Source organism: Amycolatopsis silviterrae (assembly GCF_042684085.1).
In the GTDB taxonomy this organism is placed as follows: Bacteria; Actinomycetota; Actinomycetes; order Mycobacteriales; family Pseudonocardiaceae; genus Amycolatopsis; species Amycolatopsis silviterrae.
Window position 1 is genome coordinate 155,144 of sequence record NZ_JBHUKS010000014.1, and the last position, 26,494, is coordinate 181,637.

The 26,494-nt window shown below is 68.8% G+C and carries 31 protein-coding genes; 17 read left to right on the forward strand and 14 right to left on the reverse strand.

Annotated elements, in window-relative coordinates; all coding sequences use genetic code 11:
- The first annotated feature begins 39 nt into the window (after window positions 1-39).
- Genes ACFSVL_RS19775 through ACFSVL_RS19805 form a run of 7 tightly spaced genes read left to right on the forward strand, consistent with a single transcriptional unit; the run spans window position 40 to window position 4,659 of the window.
- Window positions 40-672, forward strand: coding sequence for a hypothetical protein (locus tag ACFSVL_RS19775; protein WP_378306179.1), 633 nt, complete (start codon window positions 40-42; stop codon window positions 670-672).
- Window positions 672-2,075: a putative T7SS-secreted protein gene (locus ACFSVL_RS19780; RefSeq protein WP_378306181.1), complete on the forward strand. Its 1,404-nt coding sequence runs from the start codon at window positions 672-674 to the stop codon at window positions 2,073-2,075. The genes ACFSVL_RS19775 and ACFSVL_RS19780 overlap by 1 nt, the downstream gene beginning before the upstream one ends.
- Window positions 2,076-2,103: 28 nt before the next feature.
- Window positions 2,104-2,604, forward strand: a complete 501-nt coding sequence (locus tag ACFSVL_RS19785; RefSeq protein ID WP_378306182.1) for a hypothetical protein — start codon at window positions 2,104-2,106, stop codon at window positions 2,602-2,604.
- On the forward strand, window positions 2,601-3,122 hold the full coding sequence (locus ACFSVL_RS19790) for a YbaB/EbfC family nucleoid-associated protein (protein ID WP_378306184.1): 522 nt from the start codon (window positions 2,601-2,603) through the stop codon (window positions 3,120-3,122). The genes ACFSVL_RS19785 and ACFSVL_RS19790 overlap by 4 nt, the downstream gene beginning before the upstream one ends.
- Window positions 3,119-3,859, forward strand: a complete 741-nt coding sequence (locus tag ACFSVL_RS19795) for a hypothetical protein (RefSeq protein WP_378306186.1) — start codon at window positions 3,119-3,121, stop codon at window positions 3,857-3,859. The genes ACFSVL_RS19790 and ACFSVL_RS19795 overlap by 4 nt, the downstream gene beginning before the upstream one ends.
- A 9-nt stretch (window positions 3,860-3,868) precedes the next feature.
- Window positions 3,869-4,186, forward strand: coding sequence for a DUF4333 domain-containing protein (locus ACFSVL_RS19800; RefSeq protein ID WP_378306187.1), 318 nt, complete (start codon window positions 3,869-3,871; stop codon window positions 4,184-4,186).
- Entirely contained in the window at window positions 4,183-4,659 is a 477-nt protein-coding gene (locus ACFSVL_RS19805; protein WP_378306189.1) for a GNAT family N-acetyltransferase, read from the forward strand. Before ACFSVL_RS19800 ends, ACFSVL_RS19805 begins: the two co-directional genes overlap by 4 nt.
- Here the strand turns inward: ACFSVL_RS19805 and ACFSVL_RS19810 are convergent.
- On the reverse strand, window positions 4,652-5,416 hold the full coding sequence (locus ACFSVL_RS19810) for an IclR family transcriptional regulator (protein WP_378306191.1): 765 nt from the start codon (window positions 5,414-5,416) through the stop codon (window positions 4,652-4,654). The two genes, ACFSVL_RS19805 and ACFSVL_RS19810, sit on opposite strands and share 8 nt — an antisense overlap.
- Window positions 5,417-5,524: 108 nt before the next feature.
- On the opposite strand from ACFSVL_RS19810, the gene aceB reads away from it, so the two are divergent.
- Both aceB and ACFSVL_RS19820 read left to right on the forward strand, forming a co-directional pair.
- Window positions 5,525-7,099, forward strand: coding sequence for a malate synthase A (aceB, locus tag ACFSVL_RS19815; protein ID WP_378306193.1), 1,575 nt, complete (start codon window positions 5,525-5,527; stop codon window positions 7,097-7,099).
- Entirely contained in the window at window positions 7,099-8,295 is a 1,197-nt protein-coding gene (locus ACFSVL_RS19820) for a DUF6986 family protein (protein WP_378306194.1), read from the forward strand. The genes aceB and ACFSVL_RS19820 overlap by 1 nt, the downstream gene beginning before the upstream one ends.
- A gap of 49 nt (window positions 8,296-8,344) precedes the next feature.
- Here ACFSVL_RS19820 and ACFSVL_RS19825 read toward each other — a convergent pair whose 3' ends face one another.
- Complete coding sequence (locus ACFSVL_RS19825; protein ID WP_378306196.1) at window positions 8,345-8,764, reverse strand: nuclear transport factor 2 family protein; 420 nt, start codon at window positions 8,762-8,764, stop codon at window positions 8,345-8,347.
- Window positions 8,765-8,898: 134 nt separating this feature from the next.
- Between ACFSVL_RS19825 and htpG the strand changes: the two genes are divergently transcribed.
- Together htpG and ACFSVL_RS19835 are read left to right on the forward strand one after the other, a co-directional pair.
- Window positions 8,899-10,776: a molecular chaperone HtpG gene (htpG, locus tag ACFSVL_RS19830; protein ID WP_378306198.1), complete on the forward strand. Its 1,878-nt coding sequence runs from the start codon at window positions 8,899-8,901 to the stop codon at window positions 10,774-10,776.
- Window positions 10,777-10,839: 63 nt separating this feature from the next.
- Window positions 10,840-12,174 (forward strand): 8-oxoguanine deaminase, encoded by a 1,335-nt coding sequence (locus ACFSVL_RS19835; RefSeq protein ID WP_378306200.1) that lies wholly within the window; start codon window positions 10,840-10,842, stop codon window positions 12,172-12,174.
- Here the strand turns inward: ACFSVL_RS19835 and ACFSVL_RS19840 are convergent.
- On the reverse strand, window positions 12,107-13,552 hold the full coding sequence (locus ACFSVL_RS19840; RefSeq protein ID WP_378306201.1) for an FtsW/RodA/SpoVE family cell cycle protein: 1,446 nt from the start codon (window positions 13,550-13,552) through the stop codon (window positions 12,107-12,109). The genes ACFSVL_RS19835 and ACFSVL_RS19840 overlap by 68 nt on opposite strands.
- Window positions 13,553-13,715: 163 nt before the next feature.
- On the opposite strand from ACFSVL_RS19840, the gene ACFSVL_RS19845 reads away from it, so the two are divergent.
- A complete protein-coding gene (locus tag ACFSVL_RS19845) occupies window positions 13,716-14,402 on the forward strand; it encodes a DUF998 domain-containing protein (RefSeq protein WP_378306203.1) in 687 nt (228 codons plus the stop codon).
- A 1-nt stretch (window position 14,403) separates the two neighbouring features.
- Here the strand turns inward: ACFSVL_RS19845 and ACFSVL_RS19850 are convergent, their stop codons facing one another.
- The 7 genes from ACFSVL_RS19850 to ACFSVL_RS19880 form a co-directional block, all read right to left on the reverse strand.
- Complete coding sequence (locus ACFSVL_RS19850; protein WP_378306205.1) at window positions 14,404-14,760, reverse strand: twin-arginine translocase TatA/TatE family subunit; 357 nt, start codon at window positions 14,758-14,760, stop codon at window positions 14,404-14,406.
- Window positions 14,761-14,806: 46 nt separating this feature from the next.
- Complete coding sequence (locus tag ACFSVL_RS19855; protein WP_378306206.1) at window positions 14,807-15,406, reverse strand: TetR/AcrR family transcriptional regulator; 600 nt, start codon at window positions 15,404-15,406, stop codon at window positions 14,807-14,809.
- Window positions 15,403-16,749 (reverse strand): nucleobase:cation symporter-2 family protein, encoded by a 1,347-nt coding sequence (locus ACFSVL_RS19860; RefSeq protein WP_378306208.1) that lies wholly within the window; start codon window positions 16,747-16,749, stop codon window positions 15,403-15,405. The genes ACFSVL_RS19855 and ACFSVL_RS19860 overlap by 4 nt, the downstream gene beginning before the upstream one ends.
- Window positions 16,750-16,823: 74 nt before the next feature.
- Complete coding sequence (pucL, locus tag ACFSVL_RS19865; RefSeq protein WP_378306210.1) at window positions 16,824-17,714, reverse strand: factor-independent urate hydroxylase; 891 nt, start codon at window positions 17,712-17,714, stop codon at window positions 16,824-16,826.
- Window position 17,715: 1 nt separating this feature from the next.
- Window positions 17,716-18,033, reverse strand: coding sequence for a hydroxyisourate hydrolase (gene uraH / locus ACFSVL_RS19870; RefSeq protein ID WP_378306212.1), 318 nt, complete (start codon window positions 18,031-18,033; stop codon window positions 17,716-17,718).
- A gap of 82 nt (window positions 18,034-18,115) precedes the next feature.
- The gene (gene uraD, locus ACFSVL_RS19875; protein WP_378306214.1) at window positions 18,116-18,601 is read right to left on the reverse strand and encodes a 2-oxo-4-hydroxy-4-carboxy-5-ureidoimidazoline decarboxylase; all 486 of its coding nucleotides are present in this window, start codon (window positions 18,599-18,601) and stop codon (window positions 18,116-18,118) included.
- Between the two features lie 92 nt (window positions 18,602-18,693).
- Window positions 18,694-19,170 carry a helix-turn-helix domain-containing protein gene (locus tag ACFSVL_RS19880; RefSeq protein WP_378306216.1) on the reverse strand — a complete coding sequence of 159 codons (477 nt, stop codon included), beginning with the start codon at window positions 19,168-19,170 and terminating at the stop codon, window positions 18,694-18,696.
- 108 nt (window positions 19,171-19,278) lie between these two features.
- Here ACFSVL_RS19880 and allB point away from each other — a divergent pair, with 108 nt between their 5' ends.
- Together allB and alc are read left to right on the forward strand one after the other, a co-directional pair.
- Complete coding sequence (allB, locus tag ACFSVL_RS19885) at window positions 19,279-20,604, forward strand: allantoinase AllB (RefSeq protein WP_378306217.1); 1,326 nt, start codon at window positions 19,279-19,281, stop codon at window positions 20,602-20,604.
- Window positions 20,605-20,608: 4 nt separating this feature from the next.
- Window positions 20,609-21,628, forward strand: a complete 1,020-nt coding sequence (gene alc, locus ACFSVL_RS19890; protein ID WP_378306219.1) for an allantoicase — start codon at window positions 20,609-20,611, stop codon at window positions 21,626-21,628.
- Window positions 21,629-21,948: 320 nt separating this feature from the next.
- Here the strand turns inward: alc and ACFSVL_RS19895 are convergent, their stop codons facing one another.
- The 3 genes from ACFSVL_RS19895 to ACFSVL_RS19905 form a co-directional block, all read right to left on the reverse strand.
- Window positions 21,949-23,949: a WXG100 family type VII secretion target gene (locus ACFSVL_RS19895; RefSeq protein ID WP_378306221.1), complete on the reverse strand. Its 2,001-nt coding sequence runs from the start codon at window positions 23,947-23,949 to the stop codon at window positions 21,949-21,951.
- Window positions 23,946-24,278 (reverse strand): type VII secretion target, encoded by a 333-nt coding sequence (locus ACFSVL_RS19900; protein ID WP_378306222.1) that lies wholly within the window; start codon window positions 24,276-24,278, stop codon window positions 23,946-23,948. The genes ACFSVL_RS19895 and ACFSVL_RS19900 overlap by 4 nt, the downstream gene beginning before the upstream one ends.
- 138 nt (window positions 24,279-24,416) lie before the next feature.
- Entirely contained in the window at window positions 24,417-24,593 is a 177-nt protein-coding gene (locus ACFSVL_RS19905) for a hypothetical protein (RefSeq protein WP_167441866.1), read from the reverse strand.
- A gap of 70 nt (window positions 24,594-24,663) precedes the next feature.
- On the opposite strand from ACFSVL_RS19905, the gene ACFSVL_RS19910 reads away from it, so the two are divergent.
- The 3 genes from ACFSVL_RS19910 to ACFSVL_RS19920 are packed head-to-tail and all read left to right on the forward strand — an operon-like array spanning window position 24,664 to window position 25,974.
- Complete coding sequence (locus tag ACFSVL_RS19910) at window positions 24,664-24,828, forward strand: ribbon-helix-helix protein, CopG family (protein ID WP_378306224.1); 165 nt, start codon at window positions 24,664-24,666, stop codon at window positions 24,826-24,828.
- Window position 24,829: 1 nt separating this feature from the next.
- A complete protein-coding gene (locus ACFSVL_RS19915; RefSeq protein ID WP_378306226.1) occupies window positions 24,830-25,156 on the forward strand; it encodes a VOC family protein in 327 nt (108 codons plus the stop codon).
- Window positions 25,153-25,974 (forward strand): class I SAM-dependent methyltransferase, encoded by an 822-nt coding sequence (locus tag ACFSVL_RS19920; RefSeq protein WP_378306228.1) that lies wholly within the window; start codon window positions 25,153-25,155, stop codon window positions 25,972-25,974. The genes ACFSVL_RS19915 and ACFSVL_RS19920 overlap by 4 nt, the downstream gene beginning before the upstream one ends.
- Here ACFSVL_RS19920 and ACFSVL_RS19925 read toward each other — a convergent pair.
- Entirely contained in the window at window positions 25,967-26,476 is a 510-nt protein-coding gene (locus ACFSVL_RS19925; protein ID WP_378306229.1) for a DUF6228 family protein, read from the reverse strand. The two genes, ACFSVL_RS19920 and ACFSVL_RS19925, sit on opposite strands and share 8 nt — an antisense overlap.
- Window positions 26,477-26,494 lie beyond the last annotated feature (18 nt).

The window sequence follows — 26,494 nt, forward strand, 5'->3', positions numbered from 1 at the left end:
CGGTGGGTAGCGGTGCGGCTACGACTACGAGGGGTGGGCATGTCGGGCGGTTTCGGCGCGGTCCCGGAAGAACTGTTCAGGACCGCGAATTCCATCGGGGATGTGATCGGCGGTGCCGCGGGCCTGCTGTGGCAAGGGCCGAGCGGCGACTACGGGCACCCCGGGGTCCAGGCCGGGTGGGCCGGGTTCATCGAGGAAGTCCGGGCAGAGGTCGCACGGCTGACCGAAAACGCCGACGGACACGGCGACGACCTTCGGACGGCAGCGGGGAAGTATTCGCAATCCGACGCCGCCGCGACCGGGGCGATCGGCAAGTTCGGCGCGGGACTCGGCGACCTCTTCGGCGAAGCCGCCGGGGGCGGCGTGACTCCCTTCGCCGGAGTTGAAGGGCAGGCGGAAGCGAAGATCGGCAGCCGGCTCGACGGCGCTCCTGGCGGAGGTTTCACCGGAGGGCTTACGCCGAGCCAGCTGAACGAGCGTCTCGGCGAGCCCGAAGGCGGGCTGCACGACGTTCCCGGAGGCGGCTGGGCGGGAGGGGCGACCGGGCGGATCAGCGGGTCGATCGACGACGACGGACCCGTGCAGATCATGAGCCCGGAGCGGTCCCGGCAGCTCTTCCCCGGTGCCTCGGGCGATCCGGCCGGACACGACGGCGACGGGCCGGTGTTCTGATGGGGGCGGAGCTGGGGCAGACGACCGACCCCAAAGCCTTGATCCCCGGCGAGCCGCAGCTGCTCTCCGGGGATCTGAAAGACCTGGTGCGCAACATCGACAAGATGGCCGGGATTTCCGAAGGGCTCGGCGGGATCGCGCCCAAGGAGTGGTCCGGCGACGCGGCGGACCGGTTCCGGGAAATCTTCGGGCAGGAGCCGAAGAACTGGATCGACACGATCGGCGTCCTCGGCAAAGGCGCCACCGCGCTCGCCGACTACGGCGACGCGCTGACCTGGAGCCAGGGCGAGGCGCAGCGGGCGATCGAACTTTTCACGCAGGCGCAAGCGGCTTCGCGGGCCGCGGCCGCGGACCACCAGGCGCAGATGCTGCAGGCCAGTTCGATCGGCGCGGCCATCGCTCCGCTGGTGGATCCCGGACGGAGCGCCATGGCCGAGGCACAGCAGATTCTCGAGAACGCGCGCGACAAGCTCGAACAGGTCGGCGGCATGACCGCGGAGGCCCTCGGGTTCAGCCGCGACGAGGACGGCAAGTACTCGAAGGACGTCGGCAAGGGCAAGGAATTCGGCGCCGACCACCGCAAACTGGTCGACCAGTGGGATGACGAGAAAGGCAAGTCGGAGAAGAAGGACCCGGGCGGTTGGCAGAAGGGCCGCTCCGGCAGGAGCTTCAAGGGCGAATTCGGCGACCAGTCGGACGGGATGTTCGGCGACAAGATCGGCAGCCTCCTGGAGTCGCTCGGGATCGACACCCACGAGTCGACTGTTTCGGCGTCGGCGGGCGTGGACCTGCTCGACGGTTCGCTCGAAGGAAAATTCGGGTCCGAGCAGTTCGGCGGCAGCGGAAAGATCGAGGGCGCGGTGCTCGGTGCGAATGCCGAAGCGCACGCGGGCGCGAGCATCCTGGGCGTCAACGCCGGCGCCTCGGCAGAGGCGTATCTGGCGAAAGGCAGCGCCGAAGGCGAACTGCACTTGTCGGACCATGCGGGATTGAAGGGTTCCGCCGAGGGCGAGATCGGGGCCAACGCTTCCGCCGAGGGTTCGATCGGCGTGACCGGTGCGCAGGGCCATGCCGAAGCCTTCGCGGGCGCCCGGGTCGAAGGCGATGCCAGCGCCGAGGTCGGCGGCGTCTCGGCTGGCGTGCACGGCGAAGCCTGGGCCGGGGTAGGCGTGGAAGCGAGCGGTCAGGTCGGCATGGGCGACGACGGCAAATTCCATCTCGGCGCTTCCGTCGGCGTCGGCGTCGGCATCGGCGGCAAGATCGGCTTCGACATCGCGATCGACCCGGGCGAGGTCGTGGACACGGTGAAGGACGTCGCGAACGATGTCGGCGAGGTGGTTTCCGACGTGGGGAACGGCATCTCGAACGCGGCGGGAGCCGTCGCCGACTTCCTAGGCTTCTGAAAAGCAGACCCAGATTCGGAGAAACGCAGTGGCAACCACTATTCCGGTTCCGATCCAGTTCTCGTTGCCCGAGGGCTGGCAGTCGGTGCCGCCGGACGAAGTCGGAGCCCCGGGAGCGGCATTCGTCGCGTTGAACGCGTCGTCGGCGAAGGACGGGTTCACGCCCAACATCTCGATCACCGGCGAAGTACGGGAGAACGCCGTCCTCACCGAGGTCGGGGACGAAGCGGTCGAGAAGCTGCGCGCGGCCGGAGCCGCCGACGTCCGGCTCGGCAGGCGCAACGAGGTCGGCTCGGACTCGGATCCCGCATTGACCCAGGCGGTCAAGCTCACGATCCCGTTGCGGGGAAAGCCCGCTGACCTCGTTCAGTTCCAGGTGTTCATGCTGATGCGGGACCAGCAGGATCCCCAGCGGAGCGCGGTGCTGCACGTGGTGCTCTCCGCGTTGCTCGAAGACCAGTTCGAGCACGTGATTGGCGATTTCCAGAAGTTCCTTGCCACCATCGAGCCGGAGAAGCCCACCCGATGAACGAAACAGCCCGGCACTTGCTCGCCCGGATCGAAGCGATCGATTCCGCGGCGACGGACAACCGGCTGCGCGCCGAGGCGTATCAGCGGATGAACGACGAACTCAAGGAAACGCAGGGACGGGCTACGTCTCCCGACGGCGCGGTCACCGTCGTGGCCGGACCCGGCGGCGGAATCACCTCGATCACCTTCAGCGAGAGTTCGTCGGGAACCGATCGGGAAGTGCTCGCGGCGAATGTGCTGCGGGCGATTTCGGAAGCACAGGCGAACGTCGCGCGGGCGCAGGCCGACGTGGTGCGCCGCGGACTCGGCGACACCGAATTGCTCGACCGCGTCCTGGACTCCGACGAGGAGTTGTTCGGTGCGTCCCGGCCGTCGTCCGCCGGCAACGTGCCCGAGCCCGCCGCGGTCCCGGCCGGTCGGCCGCTGCCCGCTTTCGCCGGCCGGGGCCCGCGGGTGGCGGACGAAGAGTTCGAACCAGTCGACATCTTCGACGACGGGGAAGAGCACCGGCGATGAGCGTCGCGCTGATCTTGGTGATCGTCATCGGCGGGACATTGCTCATGGCCGGGGCGCTGATCTGGTTCCTGGTCTGGAGCGGCCGTTCTTCCGGCCGCAGCCAGGACCAGATCATGGCGCGGCTGCACCAGGAGGCCCAGCTGCGCGGATGGCGTTACGAGGAGCGCAATGACGCCTACTGCGCCCAGTTCCGCGCCGAGGACTGGACGATGGAGCGCACGCCGATGGAACAGGCCATGCACCCGTTGCCGCCCATCAACGACTGGCAGGCTTACGAGGCGCATCGGATCGTCACCGGAACGCACCGGGGCAGGCCTTTTCTCGCCGCGACCTTCAACGTGCGGTCGCGGGTCCGGCTGGAGGCGATCGAATTCCACGCTGTCTGGGTGCAGGCTCCCGGAACCGGTCCGGCACTTCAGATCAGCCGCGTCGCCGAGTTGTCCAGCCGGGTCAACGCGAAGATCGGGCAGCGGGACGTGCAGACCGGTGACGCTGATTTCGACCTCCGCTACGAAGTGAGCAGCGGGAACGCCGATTTCGCCCGTGCTGTGCTCAGCCCGGTTGTCACGGCGTTCCTCAAAACTGATCCGCGGGCGCACCGCGGGTTCACCCTGATCGGCGGCAAGCTCGACTTCTTCGACCAGAGCGGCGACCACCGGGATCCGAAATTCCTGCTGCCCGCTCTCGACCTCCGTTGCGACCTTCTCGACCGCATCCCGAATTCCGTCTGGCGCTAGGAGAACCCCATGCACCCCCGCATCCGCCCCGTCTTCCTCGCCGCCTGCGCGCTCGCGCTCGCCGGTTGTTCCGCGAGCGTGAGCGTCGACAAGCAGGTCTCCAAGGAGAACTTCGAAAAGGGCATCTCCGACGCGCTGCAGCAGTCCATCGGCAAGCGGCCGGACACCGTCTCCTGCCCCGGGCCGATCAAGGCCGTCGAAGGGGAGTCGATGCGCTGCGTCCTCACCGCCGGTGGGCAGAAAGTCGGTCTCACCGCCAAAATCGGCGCGGTGAACGGCACCGATGTGAAGTACAACGTCCAGGTCGATCAGAAACCCATGCAGTGAACCTCCGGCCTCTCACCGAAGCCGACCGGCCCAGGGTCCACGAGATCCTTTCCGCCCCAGACGTCGCGAAATGGTGGGGCGAACCCGGCGAGGAGACCGACGGCCTGCTCGCCAAAGAGGGCGACCAGCAGGCCTACGCCATCGAGCACAACGGCCAGACCGTCGGCGTGATCCAGAGCTGGGAAGAACTCGATCACCGTTACCGGCACGCCGGAATCGACCTCGCCGTGCATCCGGACCACTATGGTCTCGGGCTCGGCGCGCAGGCGATCCGCACGCTCGCCCAGCGCCTGTTCGACCAGGGACACCACCGGATCACCATCGATCCGGCGGCGGCCAACGTCCGCGCGATCCACGTGTACGAGAAGCTCGGCTTCCGGCGCGTCGGGATCCTTCGCGACTATGAGCAGGGAGCCGACGGGAGCTGGCACGACGGCCTGCTGCTGGACCTCCTCAAGGGCGAACTCAAGTAACCGGCAGCTGCTGCGAAAGCCGGTCCGCGATCTTCTGCACCACCGGCGCGATGTGGCTCACCGCGTCCGCCGTCAGCCGTCCGGACGGGCCTGACACCGAGACGGCCGCGGGAACGGGTGCGCCGGGGATCGCGACGGCGATGCAGCGCACGCCGAGTTCCTGTTCGGCTTCGTCGAGCGCGTAGCCCTGGCTGGCGATCTTCTTCAGCTCCACCCCGAGCGCGTCCGCGTCGGTGAAGGTGTGCTCGGTGTACGCGGGCATTCCGGTGCGTTCCAGCAGCGACGCGACATCGGCGGCGGGCAGTTCCGCCAGCATCGCCTTGCCCACGCCGGTGCCGTGCGGCAGCAAGCGCCTGCCGACCTCGGTGAACATCCGCATCGAGTGCTTCGACGGCACCTGTGCGACATACACCACCTCGTCGCGTTCCAGCACCGCCAGGTTCGCCGTCTCGCCGACCTCCTCGACCAGCTCCACCAGCAGCGGCCGCGCCCACGCGCCGAACTGCATGCTGGCGTTCTCGCCGAGCCGGATCAGCCGGGCGCCGAGCGCGTAGTGCCGGTTGGTGTTCTGCCGCACGTAGCCCAGCGACACCAGCGTGCGGATCAGCCGGTGGATCGTCGGCATCGGCAGCCCGGACAGGGTCGCCAGCTCCGACAGGCTGGCCTCGCCGCCGGTGTCCGCCAGGTGCTCCAGCAGCTCGAACGCGCGCTGCAGGGACTGGACGCCGCCGTCCCGTCCGCTCTTCTCAGCTGCCACCAGTGGTCCTCCTCACAGACCCGATTGATGTTCCGCTATGCAGAAACTATAGTCCGTCAGGTAAAAACCGTAGGGACGTTATCCAAAGCACTACTCGGGGTGTTGCGCATGTCTGAGGTCCAGGTTCTCGGCGGGTCTGTCGAGCGTGGGGACGAGATTCTGACGCCGGAAGCCCTCGCTTTCGTGGCGGGCTTGCACGACGAGTACGCCGCGCGGCGTGACGAGCTTCTCGTCGCGCGGGGCAAGCGGCGCGAGGAGGCCCGGACCACCGGCCGCCTCGATTTCCTGGCCGAGACCAAGGAAGTCCGCGAAGGCGACTGGCAGGTGGCCGGCGCTCCGGCCGCGCTGCGCGACCGCCGCGTGGAGATCACCGGTCCGACCGATCGCAAGATGACCATCAACGCCCTCAACTCCGGCGCCAAGGTGTGGCTCGCCGACTTCGAGGACGCCAACACGCCGCACTGGGCGAACGTCGTGGGCGGCCAGGTCAACCTGTCCGACGCGATCCGCGGCACCATCACGCTCGACCAGAACGGCAAGCACTACGAGCTGAAGCCGGACGTCGAGCACGCGACGATCGTGGTCCGCCCGCGCGGCTGGCACCTCGACGAGCGGAACCTGACCTTCGGCGGGCGCAAGGGCGTCGGCGCGCTGGTCGACTTCGGCCTGTACTTCTTCCACAACGCCCAAGAGCTGCTCAACCGCGGCAAGGGCCCGTACTTCTACCTGCCGAAGATGGAAAGCCACCTCGAAGCGCGGCTGTGGAACGACGTGTTCACCCACGCGGAGAAGGCGCTCGGCATCCCGCACGGCACCGTCCGCGCCACCGTGCTGATCGAGACCATCCCGGCCGCGTTCGAGATGGAAGAGATCCTCTACGAACTGCGCGAGCACGCCTCCGGCCTCAACGCGGGCCGCTGGGACTACCTGTTCAGCGTCATCAAGTACTTCCGCGACGCGGGCGAGAAGTTCGTGCTGCCGGACCGCAACTCGGTCACCATGACCGCGCCGTTCATGCGCGCCTACACCGAACTGCTCGTGCGCACCTGCCACAAGCGCCGAGCGTTCGCGATCGGCGGCATGGCCGCGTTCATCCCGAGCAAGGACCCGGAAGCCAACAAGGGCGCCTTCGACAAGGTGCACGCCGACAAGTCGCGGGAGGCCGGGGACGGCTTCGACGGTTCGTGGGTGGCGCACCCGGGCATGGTCGCACTCTGCAAGGAAGAGTTCGACAAGGTCCTCGGCGACAACCCGAACCAGCTTGAGCGCACCCGCGACGAGGTGAGCGTGACCGCGGACCAGCTGCTGGACGTCGCCTCGACGCCGGGCAGCGCCACTGCGGCCGGCCTGCGCGCGGCGGTCGACGTCGGCATCCGCTACCTGGCCTCGTGGCTGGGCGGCAACGGCGCGGCGGCGATCCACAACCTCATGGAGGACGCCGCCACGGCCGAGATTTCGCGGTCGCAGGTGTGGCAGTGGGTCAAGAACGGCACGCAGCTGGACAACGGCGAGAAGGTCACCGCGGAGCTGGTGCGCGGGGTCGTCGCCGACGTCCGCGGCGAGCTGGCGGCAGAGGTCTCCGACGACCTGCTGAAGCCCGCGGTCGAGCTGTTCGAGCAGGTCGCGCTGGCCGACGAGTTCCCGGACTTCCTGACCCTTCCGGCGTACGAGCACATCCAGTAATGGGCGGCGGACGGCTCGCCGAGGACGTCTACCGCGCCGCCGACACGCGCTTGGCCGAGGCCGACGCGCGCGTGGCGGCGCGGTACCCCGGCGAGTCTCCGGGCCGTCGTCCGGTGCACACGGTGTACGTGCCGGCGTCGCAGTACCGCACGCGCCTGGTCGCTGACTGGGGCAAACAGGCCATGCGGGTCTTCGTCGAACACGGCGACCTGCTGAACCTAGACCCGGCGGTGGCCGAGCGGGTCCGCGAGAAGCTCCTCACCGAGCCGATCGAGGACCTCCGCATCGACTTCGAAGACGGCTACGGCCATCCCGGCGACGAAGCGGAGGACGCGGCCGCGGAGGCCGCGGGGCGCACCCTTGCGACCACCGGCGGCACTCCGTTCGTCGGAATCCGGTTCAAGAGCTTCGAAGCCGCGACACGGCGGCGGGGCATCCGGACCCTCGACCTGTTCCTGTCCGGGCTGCTGTCCGAAGGATCGCTGCCGGACGGATTCGTGGTGACGCTGCCGAAGGTCACTGCGGTCGAGCAGGTCGAAGTCGCCGCGGAAGTGTTGGGGCGGCTGGAATCCGCGTACGGACTGGCGGACCGCGCGCTGCGGTTCGAGGTGCAGATCGAGACCGCGCAGTCGATCCTGTCGACCGACGGCACGGTCTCGGTGGCGCAGATCATCCAGGCCGCGGACGGCCGGTGTTCCGGGCTGCACTACGGGACTTACGACTACAGCGCGGGTCTCGGGATCAGCGCGGCGTACCAGAGCATGGCGCACCCGGCGGCGGACTTCGCGAAGCAGTTCATGCAGGTCGCGGCTGCGGGGACGGGCGTGCGGCTGTCCGACGGGTCGACCAACCGGCTTCCGGTGGGGGATGACCTGCCGGGCGCGTGGGCGGAGCATCTGCGGCTGGTGCGGCGGTCGTTGGAAAACGGGTTTTACCAGGGCTGGGACCTGCATCCGCATCAGTTGCCGACCCGGTATGCGGCGACGTACGCCTTCTATCGCGAAGGTGCTCCGGCGGCGGCTAAGCGCTTGCAGGACTACGCGTCGAAGACTGCCGGGGGCGTGCTGGACGAGCCCGCTACGGCGGAGGCGTTGGCGCGGTACTTGCTGGGCGGCTACAACTGCGGGGCGTTGGCGGAGGCGGAGTTGCCGTTCGAGGTGGCTCGGCTGGACGCGTATGCGCGGAGGCAAGCCTAGGTCGTGAGTGCCTATCACGGTTAGAACCGTGATAGGCACTCACGAGGCCTCAGCTGCGGCAGGCACTCGCGATCGCCGCCGTGTCCCAGTAGAACGGCCACACCTCGGCGATCCGCCCGTCCTCGATCCGGAGCGCCTGCAGGATCGGGAACTCCAGCTCCCGCCCGGTCGCCCGCGTCCGGGCGCGGACCTGGGTGCGCACCACCGACGTCGTGCCGAGGGCGAGGAACTCCTGCTCGCCGATCTCGAACGACTCCCACGTCCGGCTCATCGCGAGGAAGAACTCCGCCATGCCGGAGTGGCCGCGCCAGTCGCCGCCGAACGGCAGCCCGCCGGCCTGGTGCAGTACGACATCCTCGGCGAAATACGGGGCCAGCGGGGCAAAAGACGCCGTACCGGGGCCACCGGCGGCGAAATACTCAGCTTCGGCGCGATACATGCCGTTGAGCACGGCGGCGGGGTCAGTCATGGGTGCCAGCCTCTCCGTCCAGGGGCGGCGCCGCTGGCGGCAATCGGACTTCGCGGTCTCCCCTCCCGCCGCCGCGCGGCGTGGGTAGACTTCACGCCGGTCTTTTCGAGGGCGGGAAAGGAAACACGAAAGCCATGGCTGAGGAAACCGGGACGGTCGAAACGCTGGAGTTCCAGTCCGAGGCGCGCCAGCTGCTGCAGCTGATGATCCACTCGATCTACTCGAACAAGGACATCTTCCTGCGCGAGCTGGTTTCGAACGCCTCCGACGCGCTGGACAAGCTGCGCCTGGAGACGTACCGCGACAAGGACCTGCGGGCCGAAACGGACAACCTGCACATCGAGATCCTCCTCGACGCCGACGCGCGCACCCTCACCGTGCGCGACAACGGCATCGGGATGAGCCGCGACGACGTCGTCAACCTGATCGGCACCATCGCGAAATCCGGCACCGCCGACTTCCTGCGCAAGCTGAAGGAGTCGAAGGAATCCGCCGGGCAGGACCTGATCGGGCAGTTCGGCGTCGGCTTCTACTCCAGCTTCATGGTCGCCGACAAGGTCACCCTGGTGACCCGGCGTGCGGGCGACGGCGAGGGCGTCCGCTGGGAGTCCACCGGCGAGGGCACCTACACGATCGAATCGCTCGCCGACGCCCCGCAGGGCACCTCGGTGACGCTGCACCTCAAGCCCGCCGACGACGAGGACCACCTCTACGACTACACGTCGCCGTGGAAGGTCCGCGAGATCGTCAAGCGCTATTCCGACTTCATCACTTGGCCGGTGCAGATGGCCAAAGAAGGGGATGAAGAAGGTCTGGAGACCGTCAACTCCATGAAGGCGCTGTGGGCGCGTTCGAAGGACGAGGTCTCCGACGAGGAGTACCACGAGTTCTACAAGCACATCAGCCACGACTGGACCGACCCGCTCGAGACGGTCCGGATGCAGGCCGAGGGCACCTTCGAGTACCAGGCGCTGCTGTTCCTGCCCTCGCGCGCGCCGGTCGACCTGTTCATGCGGGACGCGAAGCGCGGCGTGCAGCTGTACGTCAAGCGCGTGTTCATCATGGACGACTGCGAAGCGCTGATGCCGAACTACCTGCGCTTCGTGAAGGGGGTCGTCGACGCGGCGGACCTGTCGCTGAACGTGTCGCGGGAGATCCTGCAGCAGGACCGGCAGATCCGGGCGATCCGGCGGCGGCTGGAGAAAAAGATCCTCTCCACGGTCAAGACGATGATGACCGAGGAGGCCGAAAAGTACGCGACGTTCTGGTCCGAGTTCGGCCGCGCGGTCAAGGAAGGCCTGATCGACGACCCGGAGAACCGCGAGCAGATCCTGGAGATCTCGTCGTTCGACTCGACGCACCACGCGGAGAAGCCCACCTCGCTGCGCGACTACGTGTCGCGGATGAAGGAGGGTCAGGAGCACATCTACTACCTGACCGGCGATTCGCGCACCGTCATCGAGAACTCGCCGCACCTGGAGGCGTTCCGCGCCAAGGGGTACGAGGTGCTGATCCTCACCGACCCGGTGGACGAGATGTGGACGGAGTCGGCGAGCGGCTTCGACGGCAAGACGTTCCAGTCGGTCGCGAAGGGCGAGGTCGACCTCGGCGACGAGACGTCGGACGAGAAGAAGGCCGAGTACGAGGACCTGCTGAAGTGGATGTCGGCGACGTTGACCGACACCGTCAAGGAGGTCCGGCTGTCGTCGCGGCTGACGACGTCGCCGTCCTGCATCGTCGGCGACGCGGGCGATCTGACGCCGACGCTGGAGAAGATGTACCGCGCGATGGGGCAGGAACTGCCGCCGGTGAAGCGGGTGCTGGAGCTGAACCCGGAGCACGCGCTGGTGACCGGCCTGCGCAAGGCGTTCGCCGAGCATCCGGAGGACGCCTCGCTGGCCGAGACGGCGGAGCTGCTGCACGGGATGGCGTTGCTCGCCGAAGGGGGCGAGTTGAAGGACCCGAGCCGGTTCTTGGGGCTGGTGGCGGATCGGGCGGCTAAGGCGTTGTGACGGTCGTGAGTGGCAATCCCGGTTCTAACCGGGATTGCCACTCACGAGCTTGAGGAGGTTCGCATGCGGACAGTCATCGAACACGCCGCGATCGCCACCGTCAGCGGCCCCGAATACCGCGACGGTCACGTCGTCCTCGATGACGACCGCATCACCGCCGTCAACGACGGCCCCTTCTCGGGGACCGCGGACCACCGCGTCGACGCCACCGGCTGCCTCATCACCCCCGGCCTCGTCAACACCCACCACCACCTCTACCAATGGGCCACCCGCGGCCTGGCCGCCGATCACTCGCTCTTCGACTGGCTGGTCGCGCTGTACCCGGTGTGGGCCAAGCTGAACGAGGACATCACCCACGCCGCAGGCACCGCCGGAATGGCGCGGCTCGCGTTGACCGGCTGCACCACCGTCGCCGATCACCACTACGTCTTCCCGGCCGACGGCGGCGACCAGGTAGCCGCCCTCGTCGCCGCGCGGGAGCGGATCGGGCTGCGGCTGCACCTGGTCCGCGGCTCGATGGACCGCGGCGAATCGGACGGCGGGCTGCCGCCGGACAGCCTGGTCGAGACCGTCGAGGACGCGCTGCTCGGCACCGAGGCGGCGATCGACCGGTACCACGACGCCTCGCCGGAGGCGCACCTGCGGATCGCGGCGGGCCCGTGCTCGCCGTTCACCGTCACCGAGCGGCTGATGACCGGCGCGGCCGAACTGGCCCGGCGCAAGGGCGTCCGGCTGCACACGCACCTGGCCGAAACCCGCGACGAGGAAAAGCAATGCCTCGCCGAAACGGGTCTCACGCCGGCTGAATACGCGGACAAACTGGGCTGGCTGGCCCCGGACGTCTGGCTCGCGCACACCGTGCACCTCGCCCCGGACGCGATCCGCCGGTTCGGCGCGACGGGCACCGGCTCCGCGCACTGCCCGACGTCGAACGGCAGGCTGGGCAGCGGAATCGCTCCGGTGCGCGACCTGCTCGACGCGGGCGCGCCGGTCGGGCTGGGCGTGGACGGCGCGGCTTCCAGCGAATCCGGCGGGCTGGCCGAGGAACTGCGCCAGGCGTTGCTGCAGGCCCGGCAACGCGGTGGGCCGACCGCGCTGACCACCCGGGAAGCGTTGTGGCTGGGGACAATGGGCGGCGCGCGCTGTCTCGGCCGGGAGCGCGAGATGGGCTCGGTGGAGGCCGGGAAGCTCGCGGATCTGGCGGTGTGGGACCTGAACGGGCTGAACTACGCGGGCATCGACGACCCGGTCGCGGCGCTGGTCCTGGCCGCGCCGCCGCCGCTGCGGAAGCTGTTCGTGGGCGGGAAAACGGTGGTGGAGCAGGGACGGCTCACGACGGCGGACGAGCAGGCGATCGCGGTCGAGCTGGCGGAGGCGAGTGCCCAGCTGCGGGCCTGACCAGCACGGTCCCCGTCTCGGCCAGCGGCACCCGCACCGCCTGCACCGGATCGGTGGCGCTCGGCCTGCGGGCCGCGTCCGAGATCCGCAGCAGCAGCGCGACCAGGATGTAGTTCGCCAGCAGCGACGAACCGCCCTTGGACAGGAACGGCGCGGTGATGCCGGTTTCCGGGATCAGCTTCGTGACCCCGCCGACGACCACGAAAATCTGCATCACGACCGTGAACGCGAGCCCGCCGCCGAGGAGTTTGCCGAAGCTGTCGCGGACGGCGAGTGCGTGCCGCATGCCGCGCAGCGCGATCAGCAGGTACAGCAGCAGCACCGCGGCCAGCCCGAGGAAACCCAGCTCCTCGCCGAGGCTGGCGGTGATGAAGTCGCTGTTGGCCTCGGGCACGATGTCCGGCCGTCCGGCACCGAGGCCGGTTCCGCCCATGCCGCCGGTGCCGAGGCCGAACAAGCCCTGCGCGATCTGGTATCCGCCGCCCGCCTGGTCGTAGGTCGCGAGCGGGTCGATCCAGTTCGCGACCCGCTGCCGCACGTGGTTGAACAGGAAATACGCCAGCATGCACCCGCCGGCGAACACCGTCAGCCCGGCATACACCCAGATCGGCCGCTCGGTAGCCAGGTAGATCATCACCAGGACGATCCCGAAGAACAGCAGCGAGGCGCCGAGTTCCTTCTCGAACGCCAGCACCGCCACACAGCCGAGCGCGGCGACGACGATCGGCCCGAGATCGCGCGCCCTCGGCAGTTCGACGCCGAGCACTTTCCGCCCGGCCACCCGGAACAGCTCCCGCTTCGCCACCAGCGTCGTCGCGGCGAACACGATCAGCAGCAGCTTCGCGAACTCGCCCGGCTGGATCGACAGCGGGCCGAGCTTGATCCACACCTTCGCGCCGTTGACCTCCGACAGCGCCGACGGCAGCAGCGCGGGCAGCAGAACCGCGACGATCCCGGCTAATCCGGCGAGATAGCCGTATCGGGCCAGCACGCGGTGATCGCGCACAAAACCCAGCACGATAAGGAACAGCGCCAGCGCCACCACCGTCCACAGCACCTGCTGCCCGGCGACGGCCGAGTACTGCTTTCCCCGCTGCATCGCCTGTTCGGCGAGACCGAGGTCGATCCGGTGGATCAGCACCAGGCCAAGGCCGTTCAGCAGCACGGTGCACGGCAGGATCAGCGGATCCGCGTGCGGGGCCCAGCGCCGGACCGAGAGGTGCGCCACCACCGCCACCGCGGTGAACGACGCGCCGTAGCCGAGTGCCGAACCGGTGATTTCGCCCAGCGCGTTCGCGTCTACGAGAAGGAACGCGCACCACACGATCGCCACCGCGAACAGAAGCAGCCGCGATTCCGTACCGCGCGCGGCAGGCATGGATTTCCCGTCTTTCGAAAGCAAGCGAACGGGCGCGAGGGTAGTCGCGATTTCTGGCAGGACGCTGAGAATCATCGGCAATTCGGTCGGACTGTCCTAAAGCGACTAGCGCACGGCCGGGATATGCTTTCGGGAAAGCGGACGGGTGAGCGGAGAGCGTGCGGTGGCGACAGAACTGACCCCGGTGCCGATCCAGGCGCCGGCGCCAGCCCCGTCGGCGAAGGGAACGAAACGCGCGCTCGGCGTCGCGGTGGCCGCGGTGCTGGTCGCGGCGGCGTTCCTGACAGTGCTGCACGTCGACCGCTACTGGGGCCCGATCGACCCGGTCAGCGCGATGCTCAGCGACTACGCCTGGACGCCCGGCTGGTGGATGTGGGCGGCGGCGATGCTGCTGACGTCGGCCGGTTCGGTGGTGGTGGCCGTGGTCCTGCGCCGCCGGGGGATCCTGCGCGGGCCGCTGACGCTCGTCGCGATGACCGCCTGGTGCGCCGGGCTCGCGGCGGTGGCGTTGTTCACGAAGGACCCGCAGGGAAATGCGGTGACGTGGGTCGGAAAAGTCCATCTCGGCGCGACCGGGATCAGCTGCGTGAGTTTGCCGCTGGCCGGCTGGCTGCTCGGCTGGGCACACCGGAAAACGCCGCGGTGGCGGGTTTATGCCCGGTGGTCGCGTATTCTGGCGTTGACAGCCGTGCCGTTCTTTCTGCCGTTTCTCATTCCGTTCGCGGCCAATGTCGCATTCGGGCAGCATCTGCCGACCGTCGCGACCGGGCTCGTGGAACGGCTGATGGCGGCGCTGGAACTGGTCGAACTGCTGGTGCTCGCCGGATGGGCGTGGCGCGCGGCGGAGTAGCTCAGGTGGCGTCGGGATCGACCGGCGGCCGCTCGTTCGCCCGCAACGGAACCGGGGCCGGGACGGGGGACGGGGTCGAGACCGGGCTGGCGGGAGCGTCGTCGAGCAGATATCGCGTCACGGCCGCGCGCGGGCTGCCGATCCGCAGGGACTGCAGTTCCTGCAACGGTTTCCGCAGCTCCTGGTACTCCGGGCCGAGTTCCGTCTCAAGCTGGGCCTTGGCGCCCGTGGCGAACTCGCGTGCCCGTTTCAAGCCCGAAGAGACCCAGCGCGCCGCCTCGGGCAGCCGTTCCGGGCCGAGGATGAACAACCCGGCGAGCAACAGAATCACGATGTGGTCGATGCTGAGACCGAACACCGGCCACCTCCTGCGGACACGGACGCTGTCTCCCACCTTAGCCGCGTCAGGGGCGTCGTTTCCCGTCGTCACCCAGTTCGCTCAGCAGCCGCCGTGCGACATCGACCACTGCCGCGCCCGCGACCGCCATCGGCTCGGTCGTCCGCATGGAGCGGCACAGCACGAACGCGCCCTCCAGGCTGGTGACCAAGGCGAGCGTGAGCGTGCGGGCCTGCTCTTCAGGAAGCCCGAAGGCGGCGAACCCCCTGGTGCCCGCTTTCGTCCAGGCCTCGAACACGTCCGCGGTGGCCTTGCGCAGGGGTTCGTTCGTGGTCGCCACTTCGAGCGCGACGGTCGCGATCGGGCAGCCCTCGACGTAATCCGTGTCGAGCAGCGTGGTGACCGCGCCCGCGAAGAACGTTTCGAGCCCGGTGATCAGGTCCGGCGCCGGCGTGATGAAGACCTCGAACAGCTGCCCGTATTGCATCCCCGAGGTGCGTACCACTTCTTCGCCCAGCTGCTCCTTGCCGCCGGGGAAGAAGTGGTACACCGACCCGAAGGGCGCGCCGGCCTTTTCGACGATCTGCTTCATGCCGGTGCCGGCGTACCCGCCTTGCCGGAACAGCTCCGCCCCGGCGGCGAGGATGCGGTCCTTGGTGCCTGTCACGACACCGAGGATAGCTCCTGGACAGTAGAGCGTTCTATCAAGCGAGGCCGGAGCACCAGGTTCAGCACCACCGCGGTCACGCAGCCCGCGCTGATCCCGGAGTTGAGCACGACCTGCAGCGCCGCCGGGAACCCGGAGTAGAAGTCCGGCATGGCGATCGGGATCAGCCCGACGCCGAGCGACGCGGCGACGATCGCGACGTTCACCGGATGCTCGAACGACGCCTTCGCCAGCGTCCGGATGCCGCTCACCGCGACGCTGCCGAACAGCACCAGCCCGGCCCCGCCGAGCACCGGCTGCGGCACCAGCGCGACGATCCCGCCGGTCACCGGGAACACGCCCAGCAGCACGAGCACCACGCCGCTGGCCGCGACCACGTACCGGCTCACCATGCGGGTGAGCGACACGAGTCCGATGTTCTGCGCGAACGCCGTGCAGGCGAATCCGCCGAAGATCGTGCCGACGGCGGTGGAAAGCCCGTCCGCGCGCAGGCCGTCGGCCAGGACGCGGCTGGTGGTCGGCCGGTCCACGATCTCGCCGAGCGCCAGCAGGTCAGCGGTGCTTTCCGCCATCACCACCAGCATCACGATGAGCATGGAGACGATCGCCGCGACGTCGAACGCCGGCGTGCCGAAGTGGAACGGCGTCACGATGCCGAACACCGGGGCGTCGGGCAGTGTCGAGGTGTCGACTTGGCCGAGCGGCCACGCCACCGCGGTGCCGACGACCAGGCCGAGCAGCAGCGCGATCCGGCTCCAGAACCCGGTCAGGAACCGGGTGAAGACGAGTACCGCGACCAGCGTGATCCCGGCCAGGACGAGCCCGGTGGGCTTGGCCGACTTCTGCTGCGCGGCGATCCACTGCACGGCGACCGGCAGCAGCGAAATCCCGATGAGGGTGATGACCGTCCCCGTCACCACCGGCGGGAAAAACCGCGTCAGCTTGGAGAAAAACGGTGCGGCGAGCACGACGAACACGCCGCCGGCGAGCGTGGCGCCGTAGACGACGCCCAACGCGTTGCCGTCGCGATGCTGCGCCGCGATGGACAGAATCGGGGCAACGGCGGCGAAAGTGACGCCGTTGACCAGCGGCAGTCTCGCGCCGAAGCGCCAGAAGCCGAGGGTTTGCAACAGGGTGGCCAGTCCGGCGGTGAACAGCGCCGCGCTGATCAGCAGCGCGAGCTGGCCGGGGGAGAGGCCGACGGCCGCGCCGATGACGAGCGGTGGGGCCACCACTCCGGCGTACATGGCCGCGACGTGCTGGATTCCGCCGAGGATGAGCTGCGGCAGCGGAGGCCGCACGTCCACGGGGTGCCGAGAAGGTGGTGCCTGTGTGGTTGGCATGCGCTCTCCCGGGGGGTGTCGTGAGTGGCGTTCACGGTTAGAACCGTGATTGCCACTCACGAGGGGACTCGGGGCTAGAGCACGGCGTCGGTCCAGGCCGGGCCGGGCTCTTCGGCTTCGTCGCGGACTACCGTGCCTTCGATGAGGCCGTACGGGCGGTCCGCGGCGTAGAACACCTCGTTGTGATTCTCGAGGCCGAAGGGGCTTAGATCGACGAGGAAATGGTGCTTGTTGGGCAAGGAGAACCGGATCTCGGCGACCTCCGGCCGTGCCAGCAGCACGGCTTCGCCCATCGCGTACAGGGTCTGCTGCAGCGAAAGACTGTGCTTGGTGGCGAACGTCTCCAGGAGCGTCCGCCGGATCTCCCGATGGCTCTTGGCCCAGTCGATCCCGGTGAATCCCTCATAGCGCCAGCGCGCCGTAACGGCGGTGGCGAGAATGCGGTCGTCGGTTTCGGCGAGGGTGGTGTACTCGTCCTTCGGGTAGCCGTGGAATTCGGACCCGGTGGACTTGAGCACGACCAGACCGTCCACTCCGGACACCACCCAGGCGCGGTCGGGGTGCACGGTGACGGTGGTGGTGCGGCGTTCACCGCCGGAGCTGCTGAACGAGTGGGCGTGCGGCGCGCCGTCCACCGTGATGCGGTCCCATTCCCGCTCTTCGACGGAGACCCGCGCGCCGGTGATCTTTTCCTGCGTGTCCACGAAGCGCCTGCCGAGCCGGAGCGCGAAGTCCTCGATCTCGCCGACGTCCTGCTGCTTGGCGAACGCGTACATGGTGTTCTTCTGCGTGTCGGTGGCCAGCACAGCGGAGTTGTCGCCGGTGAGGTGCGTGGCCGACAGGTCGCCGCGCAGGGCCGAGGACACCGTGAGATCGCGCAGGTGGTGCACGCCGCCGGTGCGCCGGACAGTGACGAGGCGGACCTCGGCCTTGCCGTACTGGTTGGGGCCCAACGAGATTCCCATGTCAGCTCCCGCGATAGGTGGAATAGGCGAACGGGCTCAGCAGCACCGGCACGTGGTGGTGCGCCGTGCCGTCGACGATCCGGAAGGCGATGGTGACCTCGGGGAAGAACGCCTCCGGGCCCAGGTAGCTCCCGGTGTCGAAGATCAGCCGGTACACCCCGGCGGCGAGCGTGTCCGGGCCGAGGTCGCGGATTCGGCCGTCGTCGTCGGTCACGCCCTCGGCCACCAGCGTGCCGTCCTGGCGCTCGAAGCGCACAGCGATCCCGGCTGCGGGCTTCCCGGTCGCGGTGTCGAGGACGTGGGTAGTCACGAGGCTCATGCCGTCGCCTCCTTGTCGAGTTTCACACTGGTTGTCGGGGAGGCGACGGCATGAATATCCATGATTCGCTTGCAAGCGGCGCTCATGCTGTTACCGCCTTAGCCAGGCGCAGTTGCGCGATCTTGGCCAGCTCCGCGCCGGCGACGTCGAGTTCGGTCTCCGGGTCGTTGCCGAGCCGGGACCGCAGGTTCGCGAGCAGCTCCTCGCCGCTGCGGCCGCTGGCGCACACCAGGAAGACGTGCCCGAAGCGCTGTTCGTACTCGGCGTTGGCGGCGGCGAACTCGTCCGCGTTGTCCACTCCGGACTGCTCGGTTCGCGACCAGTCCGCGTCGCTGCCCTTGCTCGTCGGGCGTTCCCCGATTCTCGGGTGCGCGGCGATCGCGTCCCGGATCTCGTTGCGCTGCAACGGGGTCGCACTGTCCGCGCTCTTGCTCAGCGCGGCGAAATCGGCGTACGGACGGCCGGCGAGCACGGTGTCGACCCAGCGCGGCACGGCCAGGCAGGCGGTGAGCGTCGGCCGGAGTTCGGCGGCGGACGCGGAGTTGAACTCGGCGAGTGCGAGCGGCAACGGAATCTCCTCCGGGGAGGTGGTGTTCCGCTGACCGTACGGCCGGGCCGAGCGTGCGTCAACACTTTGTTGAAGCGTCGCCCGTGCCTGTTTCAGTCGGTTTCCCGGTTGAGGTAGTTGTAGACCGTGAACCGCGTGACGCCCAGTTCCTCGGCGACCGCCGAAACCGATTTCCGCAGGTTGAAGGCCCCGCGCTCGCGCAGCAGGCGGACCGCGCGCTGTTTTTCCGGACGGTCGAGATCGCGGAGTTTCGAGCCGAGTTCGCGTTCGACGTCGGCGATCAATCGCGACAGCGCGCTGTTGAGTTCGACCGGCGGAACGGCGTCGGAATCGTCGGTCCGGCGCAGCTGCAGCGTCACCCGGGTGGCCCCGCCTTCGAGCGCGGCGCGGGCGATCGACGGCAGTGCGGCGAACAGGTCGTCGGCGGGGCCGCGGGCGAGGGTGCCGAGCGGGCCGAAGTCGGTGTCGAGCCCGGCCGCGTCGGCGGCGTCGCGGGCGCGGACGGCGTGCTCCGGCGGCGCGCCCTCGCCGCGGAACGGCTCGCTGGTGAACTCGGCTTCCAACTCCACCCGGTGACCGTAACGTGGTAGGGACGGCGTTGACGAGCCGGGAAGGACGTGTCTAATCTCGGTCAGCGAAAGACTCTTTCCGTAACGTGGAACTGGAGGGTGCCGTCGATGGACCTCGTAGTGCGTGCTGCGCGTGCGGTGACGCCCGCCGGTCTGGGACCGGCGACGATCGGCGTGCGGGACGGCCGGATCGTCGCGGTCGAGCCGGGAGTCGTGGACCTGCCGGGCACGCGGGTCGTCGACCTGACTGAGGACGAGGTGCTGCTGCCCGGTCTCGTGGACACGCACGTGCACGTCAACGACCCGGGCCGGGCCGAGTGGGAAGGCTTCGAGACCGCGACGCGCGCGGCCGCGGCCGGTGGTGTCACGACGATCGTGGACATGCCGCTCAACAGCCTGCCGCCGACCGTCGACGTGGCCGCGCTTGAGGTCAAGCGCAAGGCGGCGAGCGGCCGGGTGCACGTGGACGTCGGGTTCTGGGGCGGCGCGATTCCCGGCAACGAAGGCGATCTCCGCGGCCTGCACGACGAAGGTGTCTTCGGCTTCAAGTGTTTCCTGCTGCACTCCGGCGTCGACGAGTTCCCTCCGCTGGACGCGGCCAGCCTGGAATCCGCGCTGCGCGAACTGAAGTCGTTCGACGCGCAGATGATCGTGCACGCCGAGGATTCCGACGCGATCGACGCGGCACCCGACCCGCACGGCGAGAAGTACCACGACTTCCTCGGTTCCCGCCCGCGCGGCGCGGAAAACCTGGCCATCACGCACGTGATCGAAGCAGCCCGCCGCACCGGTGCCCGCGCGCACGTGCTGCATCTGTCCTCTTCGGACGCTTTGCCGCTGATTTCCAGTGCTCGCCGCGAAGGTGTCGCGCTCACCGTGGAGACCTGCCCGCACTACCTGTCGTTCGTCGCGGAGGAAATCCGGGACGGGGCAACGCAATTCAAGTGCTGCCCGCCGATTCGCGAGGCAGCGAACCGGGAATTGCTCTGGCAAGGTCTCGCGGACGGCGTGATCGACACGATCGTCAGCGACCATTCGCCGTGCACTCCGGAGCTGAAACGCTTTGACACCGGCGACTTCGGTCTCGCCTGGGGCGGCATTTCCAGCCTGCAGCTCGGCCTGCCCGCGATCTGGACGCAGGCGCGCCAGCGCGGCTTCGGCCTCACGGACGTGGTGCGGTGGATGGCCGAACGTCCGGCCGCGCAGGTCGGAATGACGCGCAAGGGCAAGCTGGAAGTGGGCTGTGACGCCGATTTCTGCGTCTTCGCGCCGGACGAAGCCTTCGTCGTGGACGTCGCGAAGCTCGCCCACCGCAACCCGGTGAGCGCGTACGACCAGCGTCCGCTGGCCGGCGTCGTGCGCGGCACGTGGCTGCGCGGCGAGCCGGTGACCGGCGAACCGAGGGGGACTCTGCTGACCCGGGGCAATTGCTGAAGAGATGGAGGAGCACGTGTCCGACCGTCCGGAGTGGACTACCCAGCCCGACCTGGCCTCGCGCCTGTTCGGGGGCACCGTGATGTGGGCGACCGACGAACTGTTCGCCGAAAAGGAAAACCTGGTCAACCCGTGGCGGCCGGCGCACCGCGCCGAAACGTTCGGCCCGAAAGGCCAGGTGTACGACGGCTGGGAGACCCGGCGGCACCGCGAACCCGGCGACGACCACGCCCTGGTCCGGCTCGGCCTCGGCGGCGTGGTGTCCGGGGTAGTGGTGGACACGGCGTTCTTCAAGGGCAACTACCCGCCGTTCGTGTCCGTCGCCGCGACGTCGGTCCCCGGCTACCCGAGCGCGGCCGAACTGCGGGACGCCGACTGGGACGTCCTGGTCGACCGCGAACCGGCGGTCGGCGACTCGGAGAACTACTACAAGGTGACGTCCCCGCGCCGCTACACCCACGTGCGCCTCACCCAGCACCCTGATGGTGGTGTCGCCCGGCTGCGCGTGCACGGCTCGCCGGTCCCCGACCCCGCGCTGCTGGACCCTCGCTCGCTCGACTTGGCGGCGCTGGAAAACGGTGCCGTCGTCACCGGATGCAGCGACATGTTCTATTCGTCGCCCAACAACATGCTGTCCCCGGGCCTCGCCGCACACCAGGCGGAAGGCTGGGAAACCGCCCGCCGCCGCGACGACGGCAACGACTGGGCGACGGTCCGGCTGGCAGGCGCGGGCCTGGTCCGGTTCGTGGAGCTGGACACGAGCAACCTCAAGGGAAACGCACCCGGCTGGGCGTCGGTGAGCGGCCGCCTGGACGAGGGCGAGTGGGCGGAGCTGTTGCCGCGCACCAGGTTGCAGCCCGACACGCGGCACCGGTTCGCCCTGTCCGACGACGGTCCCGAGGTGACCGAAATCCGCCTGGACATCTACCCCGACGGCGGCCTGGCCCGGCTGCGGCTGTTCGGCGAACTGAGCAAACGCGGCCGGGAAGCGGTGACGTCGCGGTTCGCTGAGACTTCCGGCTGAGTTTCCCGGTCCGTGAAGGGCACCTTGAGGGAATCGGATTCCCTCGTGCCAGGGACTCAAGCTGGGCGGTCCCGGCCTGCCGACCGTCCACAAAGGACTTAACTCCCGGCTAAGTGACCGGTTTATCCCAGGGTGACTGCTTCTGCTAGTCCGTGAGGGGACCCCTGAGGGAATCAGATTCCCTCAGGGGTCCCCTCACGGACGACAAACTCAGCCGTGCCGACCTCGCTGGCCCGGGCCTGCACGCCTCAATTGCAGCCGCAATGGCGACTCAAGCCCCAGGCGTTGGACTCTGAGCCTCGCAAGGGCCCCTCCCGTCTTTACTCCGCGCTGCTTCCTTCGGCGGCGGGGTCCGGGTGCTCCTTGCGCCACTCCTCGTCCGCCGTCTTCCAGGCTTCGTCGGCCTGCATCTGGATGTCGGTGATCGACTTGTCGAAGTTGACCGCGTCCTTGCCGACCCAGCCGACGGCGTTCTTGCTGCTCTTGGCGTCGGCGAGGCCCTTGAGGAAGGGGTACAGCTTCGGGTGCGTCTTGAAGAACTCGTCCGGGCCCTTGACGATGTCCTTCCAGACGTTCTTCCCGCCGGTGTACTTCTGGACGGCGGGGGTGTTGCAGATGTTCTCCAGCCAGCCTTCGTGCTTCTTCATCCAGCTGAACTCGTACGGCTTGAACGGCGACTGCGGTCCGGAGGACGTGCCGCCCCCGCCGCCCCCGTTGCCCGGGGCGTTCTCGTGGTTGCCGCCCGGGGTGTCTTCGTGGTTGGTGTTGTTGCCGGGCGGGTCCTCGTGATGGTTGTTCCCGCCCGGCGTGTCCTCGTGCGGATTGTTGTTGCCGCCGGGGGTGTCTTCGTGCGGATTGTTGTTGCCGCCCGGGGTGTTCTCTTGGTTGGTGTTGTTTCCCGGCGCGTCTTCGTGATGGTTGTTCCCGCCGGGAGTGTCCTCGTGCGGGTTGTTACTGCCGCCAGGGGTGTTGTCGTGGCCGGAGGTTCCGCCGGGGGTGTCCTCGTGGTGGTTGTTCCCGCCCGGCGTGTTGCCGTGGTTGCCTCCGCCGCCCGGGGCGTCCTCGTGATGCGTGGTGCCGCCCGGGGGGTCGTGCGGGCGGTTGGGCGGCGGGTTGAAGTGCTGGTCCGCGGCCAGCCAGGTGTCGAACGGGTCGTCCTCGTGCGGCTGGTTGTTCGGCCGCTCCTCGTGCGGGTTGTTGTTCCCGCCGGGGGTGTCCTCGTGATGGTTGTTCCCGCCCGGCGGATCCTCGTGGTGGTTGTTGCCACCAGGGGTGTCCTCGTGGTTCGTGTTGTTGCCCGGCGGGTCCTCGTGGTGATTGTTGCCGCCGGGGGTGTCCTCGTGCGGGTTGTTGTTGCCGCCCGGGGTGTCTTCGTGGTGGTTGTTCCCGCCTGGCGTGTTCTCGTGGTTGCCTCCGCCGCCAGGCGTGTCCTCGTGCGGCGTGTTGTTCCCGCCGTGACCGCCGCTCCCCCCGCTCCCGCCGCTGCCCCCGCTCCCCGGCCGGGGCGGAAGGTCGGTCATCTCGTGGTTGCCGCCGCCCCCGTGCGTGCTCCCGCCGCTCCGGCCGGGCTTCACCTTCTCCGCCAGCTGGGCCAGCCGGCTCGCCGTCCGGCCGCCGAGGCCGACCACCCGGGCGATCTTGGACGCCATCGTCAGCGCCAGCGAGATCCCGGACCGGATCACGTTGCCGACCCCGACCACGATCGACGCGCCGAACGTGAACGCCGCCATCGCGAGCGCGATCAGCATCGTCGCGATGACGTCGCCGAGGAAAGTCGTGATCAGGTCGCGGATCAGCGATCGCACCACGGAAACCAGAGCCATCGTCGTTTTGACCACGTAGCCCGCGGCGTCGACCGCGTGCCCGGCGCTGTCGATCTGGCCGCGCCGGTCGCCGATGTTCTTCTTGAACGCCTCCGCGCCGTCGCCCTGCCAGTTGGCGACCGTCTTCTGCAGCGTGGTGTCCAGGTCCTTCGCCGCGTTGCGCAGGTTCTCGGCGGTCTTGTGCAGCTCCTCGGCCATCTTGTTGATCGCCGCGGGGTCGCCCGCCAGCTTGTCGAGGCCTTCTTTGAGGAACGAGATGTGCTCGATCATCCAGCCGAGCCCCGCCGCGAAGAGCTTGCCGAACGGGTCGACGACGAACGCCGCGGTGTCCGCGATCGCGCCGATGATCGACACGCCGAGTTCGACGCCGACCGCGGCCGCGTCGCCGCCGTGCAAGTGCTGGATCTCCTGGATCGACGAGACGACGCTGTGCCAGCTGTCCGCGACGCCCGCGCCGGTGGTGCTGTTCTTGTCGGTGATGGGCTCGACGCCGGTCATTTCACCTGCTCCGGCTTGAACTTGTCGAACGCCTTCGCGAGGTCCTGGTCGCCCTTGCTGTACTGCTCGCTGGCCTGGCGAGTCTTGTCCGCGCTGTCGGTCACGTCCTTCGCGACGCCGTGCAGATTGTCGGAGACGACTTTCAGCGCGATCCGCGCGGGAATGGCGAGCACCTGCGCCAGCACGACGCCGAACGCGTCGATGTCCCCGCCGTTGGCGTTGTCCACCGCCTTCGCGGAGTCGTTCACCGTCGGCACGGTGGTCTTGTCCATGTACTCGCTGAATTTGTGCAACTCGTCCGTGTGGACGGTGAAGCCGTTCCCTGCCACCAACACTCCTTCGCCTGCCGCGATCGGGCCGCGCCGAGTAGAGCAGCGGCGGCTGAACCGGAGGCGACGTCCGTGCGGACGAAGGTTGAACGAGACGAGCTTCCTGCCCGAGCGTCCGGGCCGGATTGCCCCGGCGGGTCAGCCCCGGGCGCTCGGCCGGTTGAGGTAGGCGGAGAAGGACGACAGCAGCGCCGCGACGCCGACGATCGCGGTGACCCACCACGGGCCGCCGGTCACCAGGTTGAACACGAACGCCGCGGCCATCAGGACGGCGGCGATGATGTTCCTGATCTGCAGCCCGGAGGGTTTCGCCATGCCTCCACCTTCTCACGGCGGCCGCCGCCCGGGCTTGCCCGCCGTCGGCTAGGTTGCTAGCATCCTAGGCATGGCCGGTGAAGAGGTCAAACAATTCAACGTCTACCTGCCGGTCGAGCTGATCAAGCAGGTGAAGTACCGGGCGATCGAGACCGAGCAATCGCTGTCCGCGCTGGTCACCGCGGCCTTGCGGGCCTATCTCGGCGCCCCGCCCGAACCACGAGAGGACGACTGACATGAGCGACGGCATCACGACGTTCGTCATGGAGACGCACAACTGGGGCAAGACCGTGAAGTTCCTGCAGCGCGTGGGATTCAGCCTCGATTTCGAGACCGACCACAACTCGGGCCAGCTCTCGAACGGCGACGGCGCGCCGGTGTTCGTTGTCGAGGTGCCCGAAGGCCAGGAGCCGCGGACGGCCGTGGTGGTGGCGGTGCCGGACGAGTCGGTCGACGCGGAACTCGACGTCGTCACGCAGTTCGAGGACACCCACTACGGCACCCGCGAGATGACCGTGCGGGACCCGGACGGGAGGATCTGGACGCTGCGGGCCCCGAAGTGAGCGAGCCCGACCACACCGCGGTGCGCGTCGCGTTGTGGCGGGCGCTGCACGTCCTCGCCGATCCGCCGCCGCACGCGCTGGCCGACCAGATCGGCCTCCGGCTGGCGGATCCCGGGCCGGACTGGCGGTCCCGGCCGGACATGGACCTCGATTTCACCCGGCGGTTCCGCGCGGGAATCGCGTTGCGCAGCCGGTTCGTCGAGGATCTGGTGCGTGAACGCGGGGTCGGACAGTACGTCCTGCTCGGCGCCGGGCTCGACACGTTCGCGCAGCGCGAGCCGGAGCTGGGCGTGCGGGTGTTCGAGATCGACCGGCCGGGCACGCAGGAGTGGAAGCGGGCGCGGCTGGCCGAACTCGGGCTGCCCGCGCCCTACCGGTTCGTGCCGGTCGACTTCGAATCCGGCGAGCAATGGCCGGAACGCTTGGCCGCCAGCGGTTTCGAGCCGACGAAGCCCGCGGTGGTGGCGTCCACCGGAGTCAGCATGTATTTGACCCGCGAGGCCAACGCCGCGACGCTGCGCGCGCTCGCCGGGTTCGCGCCGGGCACCGTGGTGGCGATGACGTTCCAGGTGCCGGAGGAGTACCTCGACGAGCCCGACCGCGCGGCCCGGGCCGCGGCGATGAAGGGCGCGAAGGCGTCCGGGACGCCGTTCGTCAGCTTCTTCGCGCCGGACGAGATGCTGGATTTCGCGCGGGAGTGCGGTTTCGCGGACGTCGAGCACGTCAGCGCGGCCGAGCTGAACGAGCGCTACCTGCCCGGACGTTCGGACGGACTGCGGACGTCGGGGGAGGAGTTCCTGGTCGCGACGGTCAGCTGAACTCGTTGTCGCTCTCGTGATAGTCGACGGGAAACCCTTCGGCGGTCAGGAAAGCGTGGAGCTGGGCGGCAAGGTCGTCCTTCTCCGCGCCCGCCTCCATCGTGGTCGTGACGGTGGCTTCCCATTCGCCGTAGACGGAGTGCCGCCACGGCCGGAGCGTCCAGGCCAGCTCGATGTGCCCGCCGGAGTGGAAAGTCGCCGAGACGATCAGGTCCCGGTCGGCGTTGACCCAGCGTCGTTCGCCTTCCCAGCCGCGGAAGTCGAGACCGTCGAGGAAGCGGGCGAGGCTGCGGCCTACGACGTAGTTGGTGACGCTCTCCAGCCGCGCGTCGAGCCCGGGTGCCTGGGCGCGAACCGTGAAGAACAACCGGCGGTCCAGGTGATGGACGGCGGCGTGCCGTTCGCCGAACCGCACCGAGACCGACTCGGGCGGTTCGCCGACGAACACGACTTCGAGATCGTCCAGCCGGGCCGTCTCGACCTCGGGGCGGTTTACGTTCACTAGCCAACCGTACCCAGG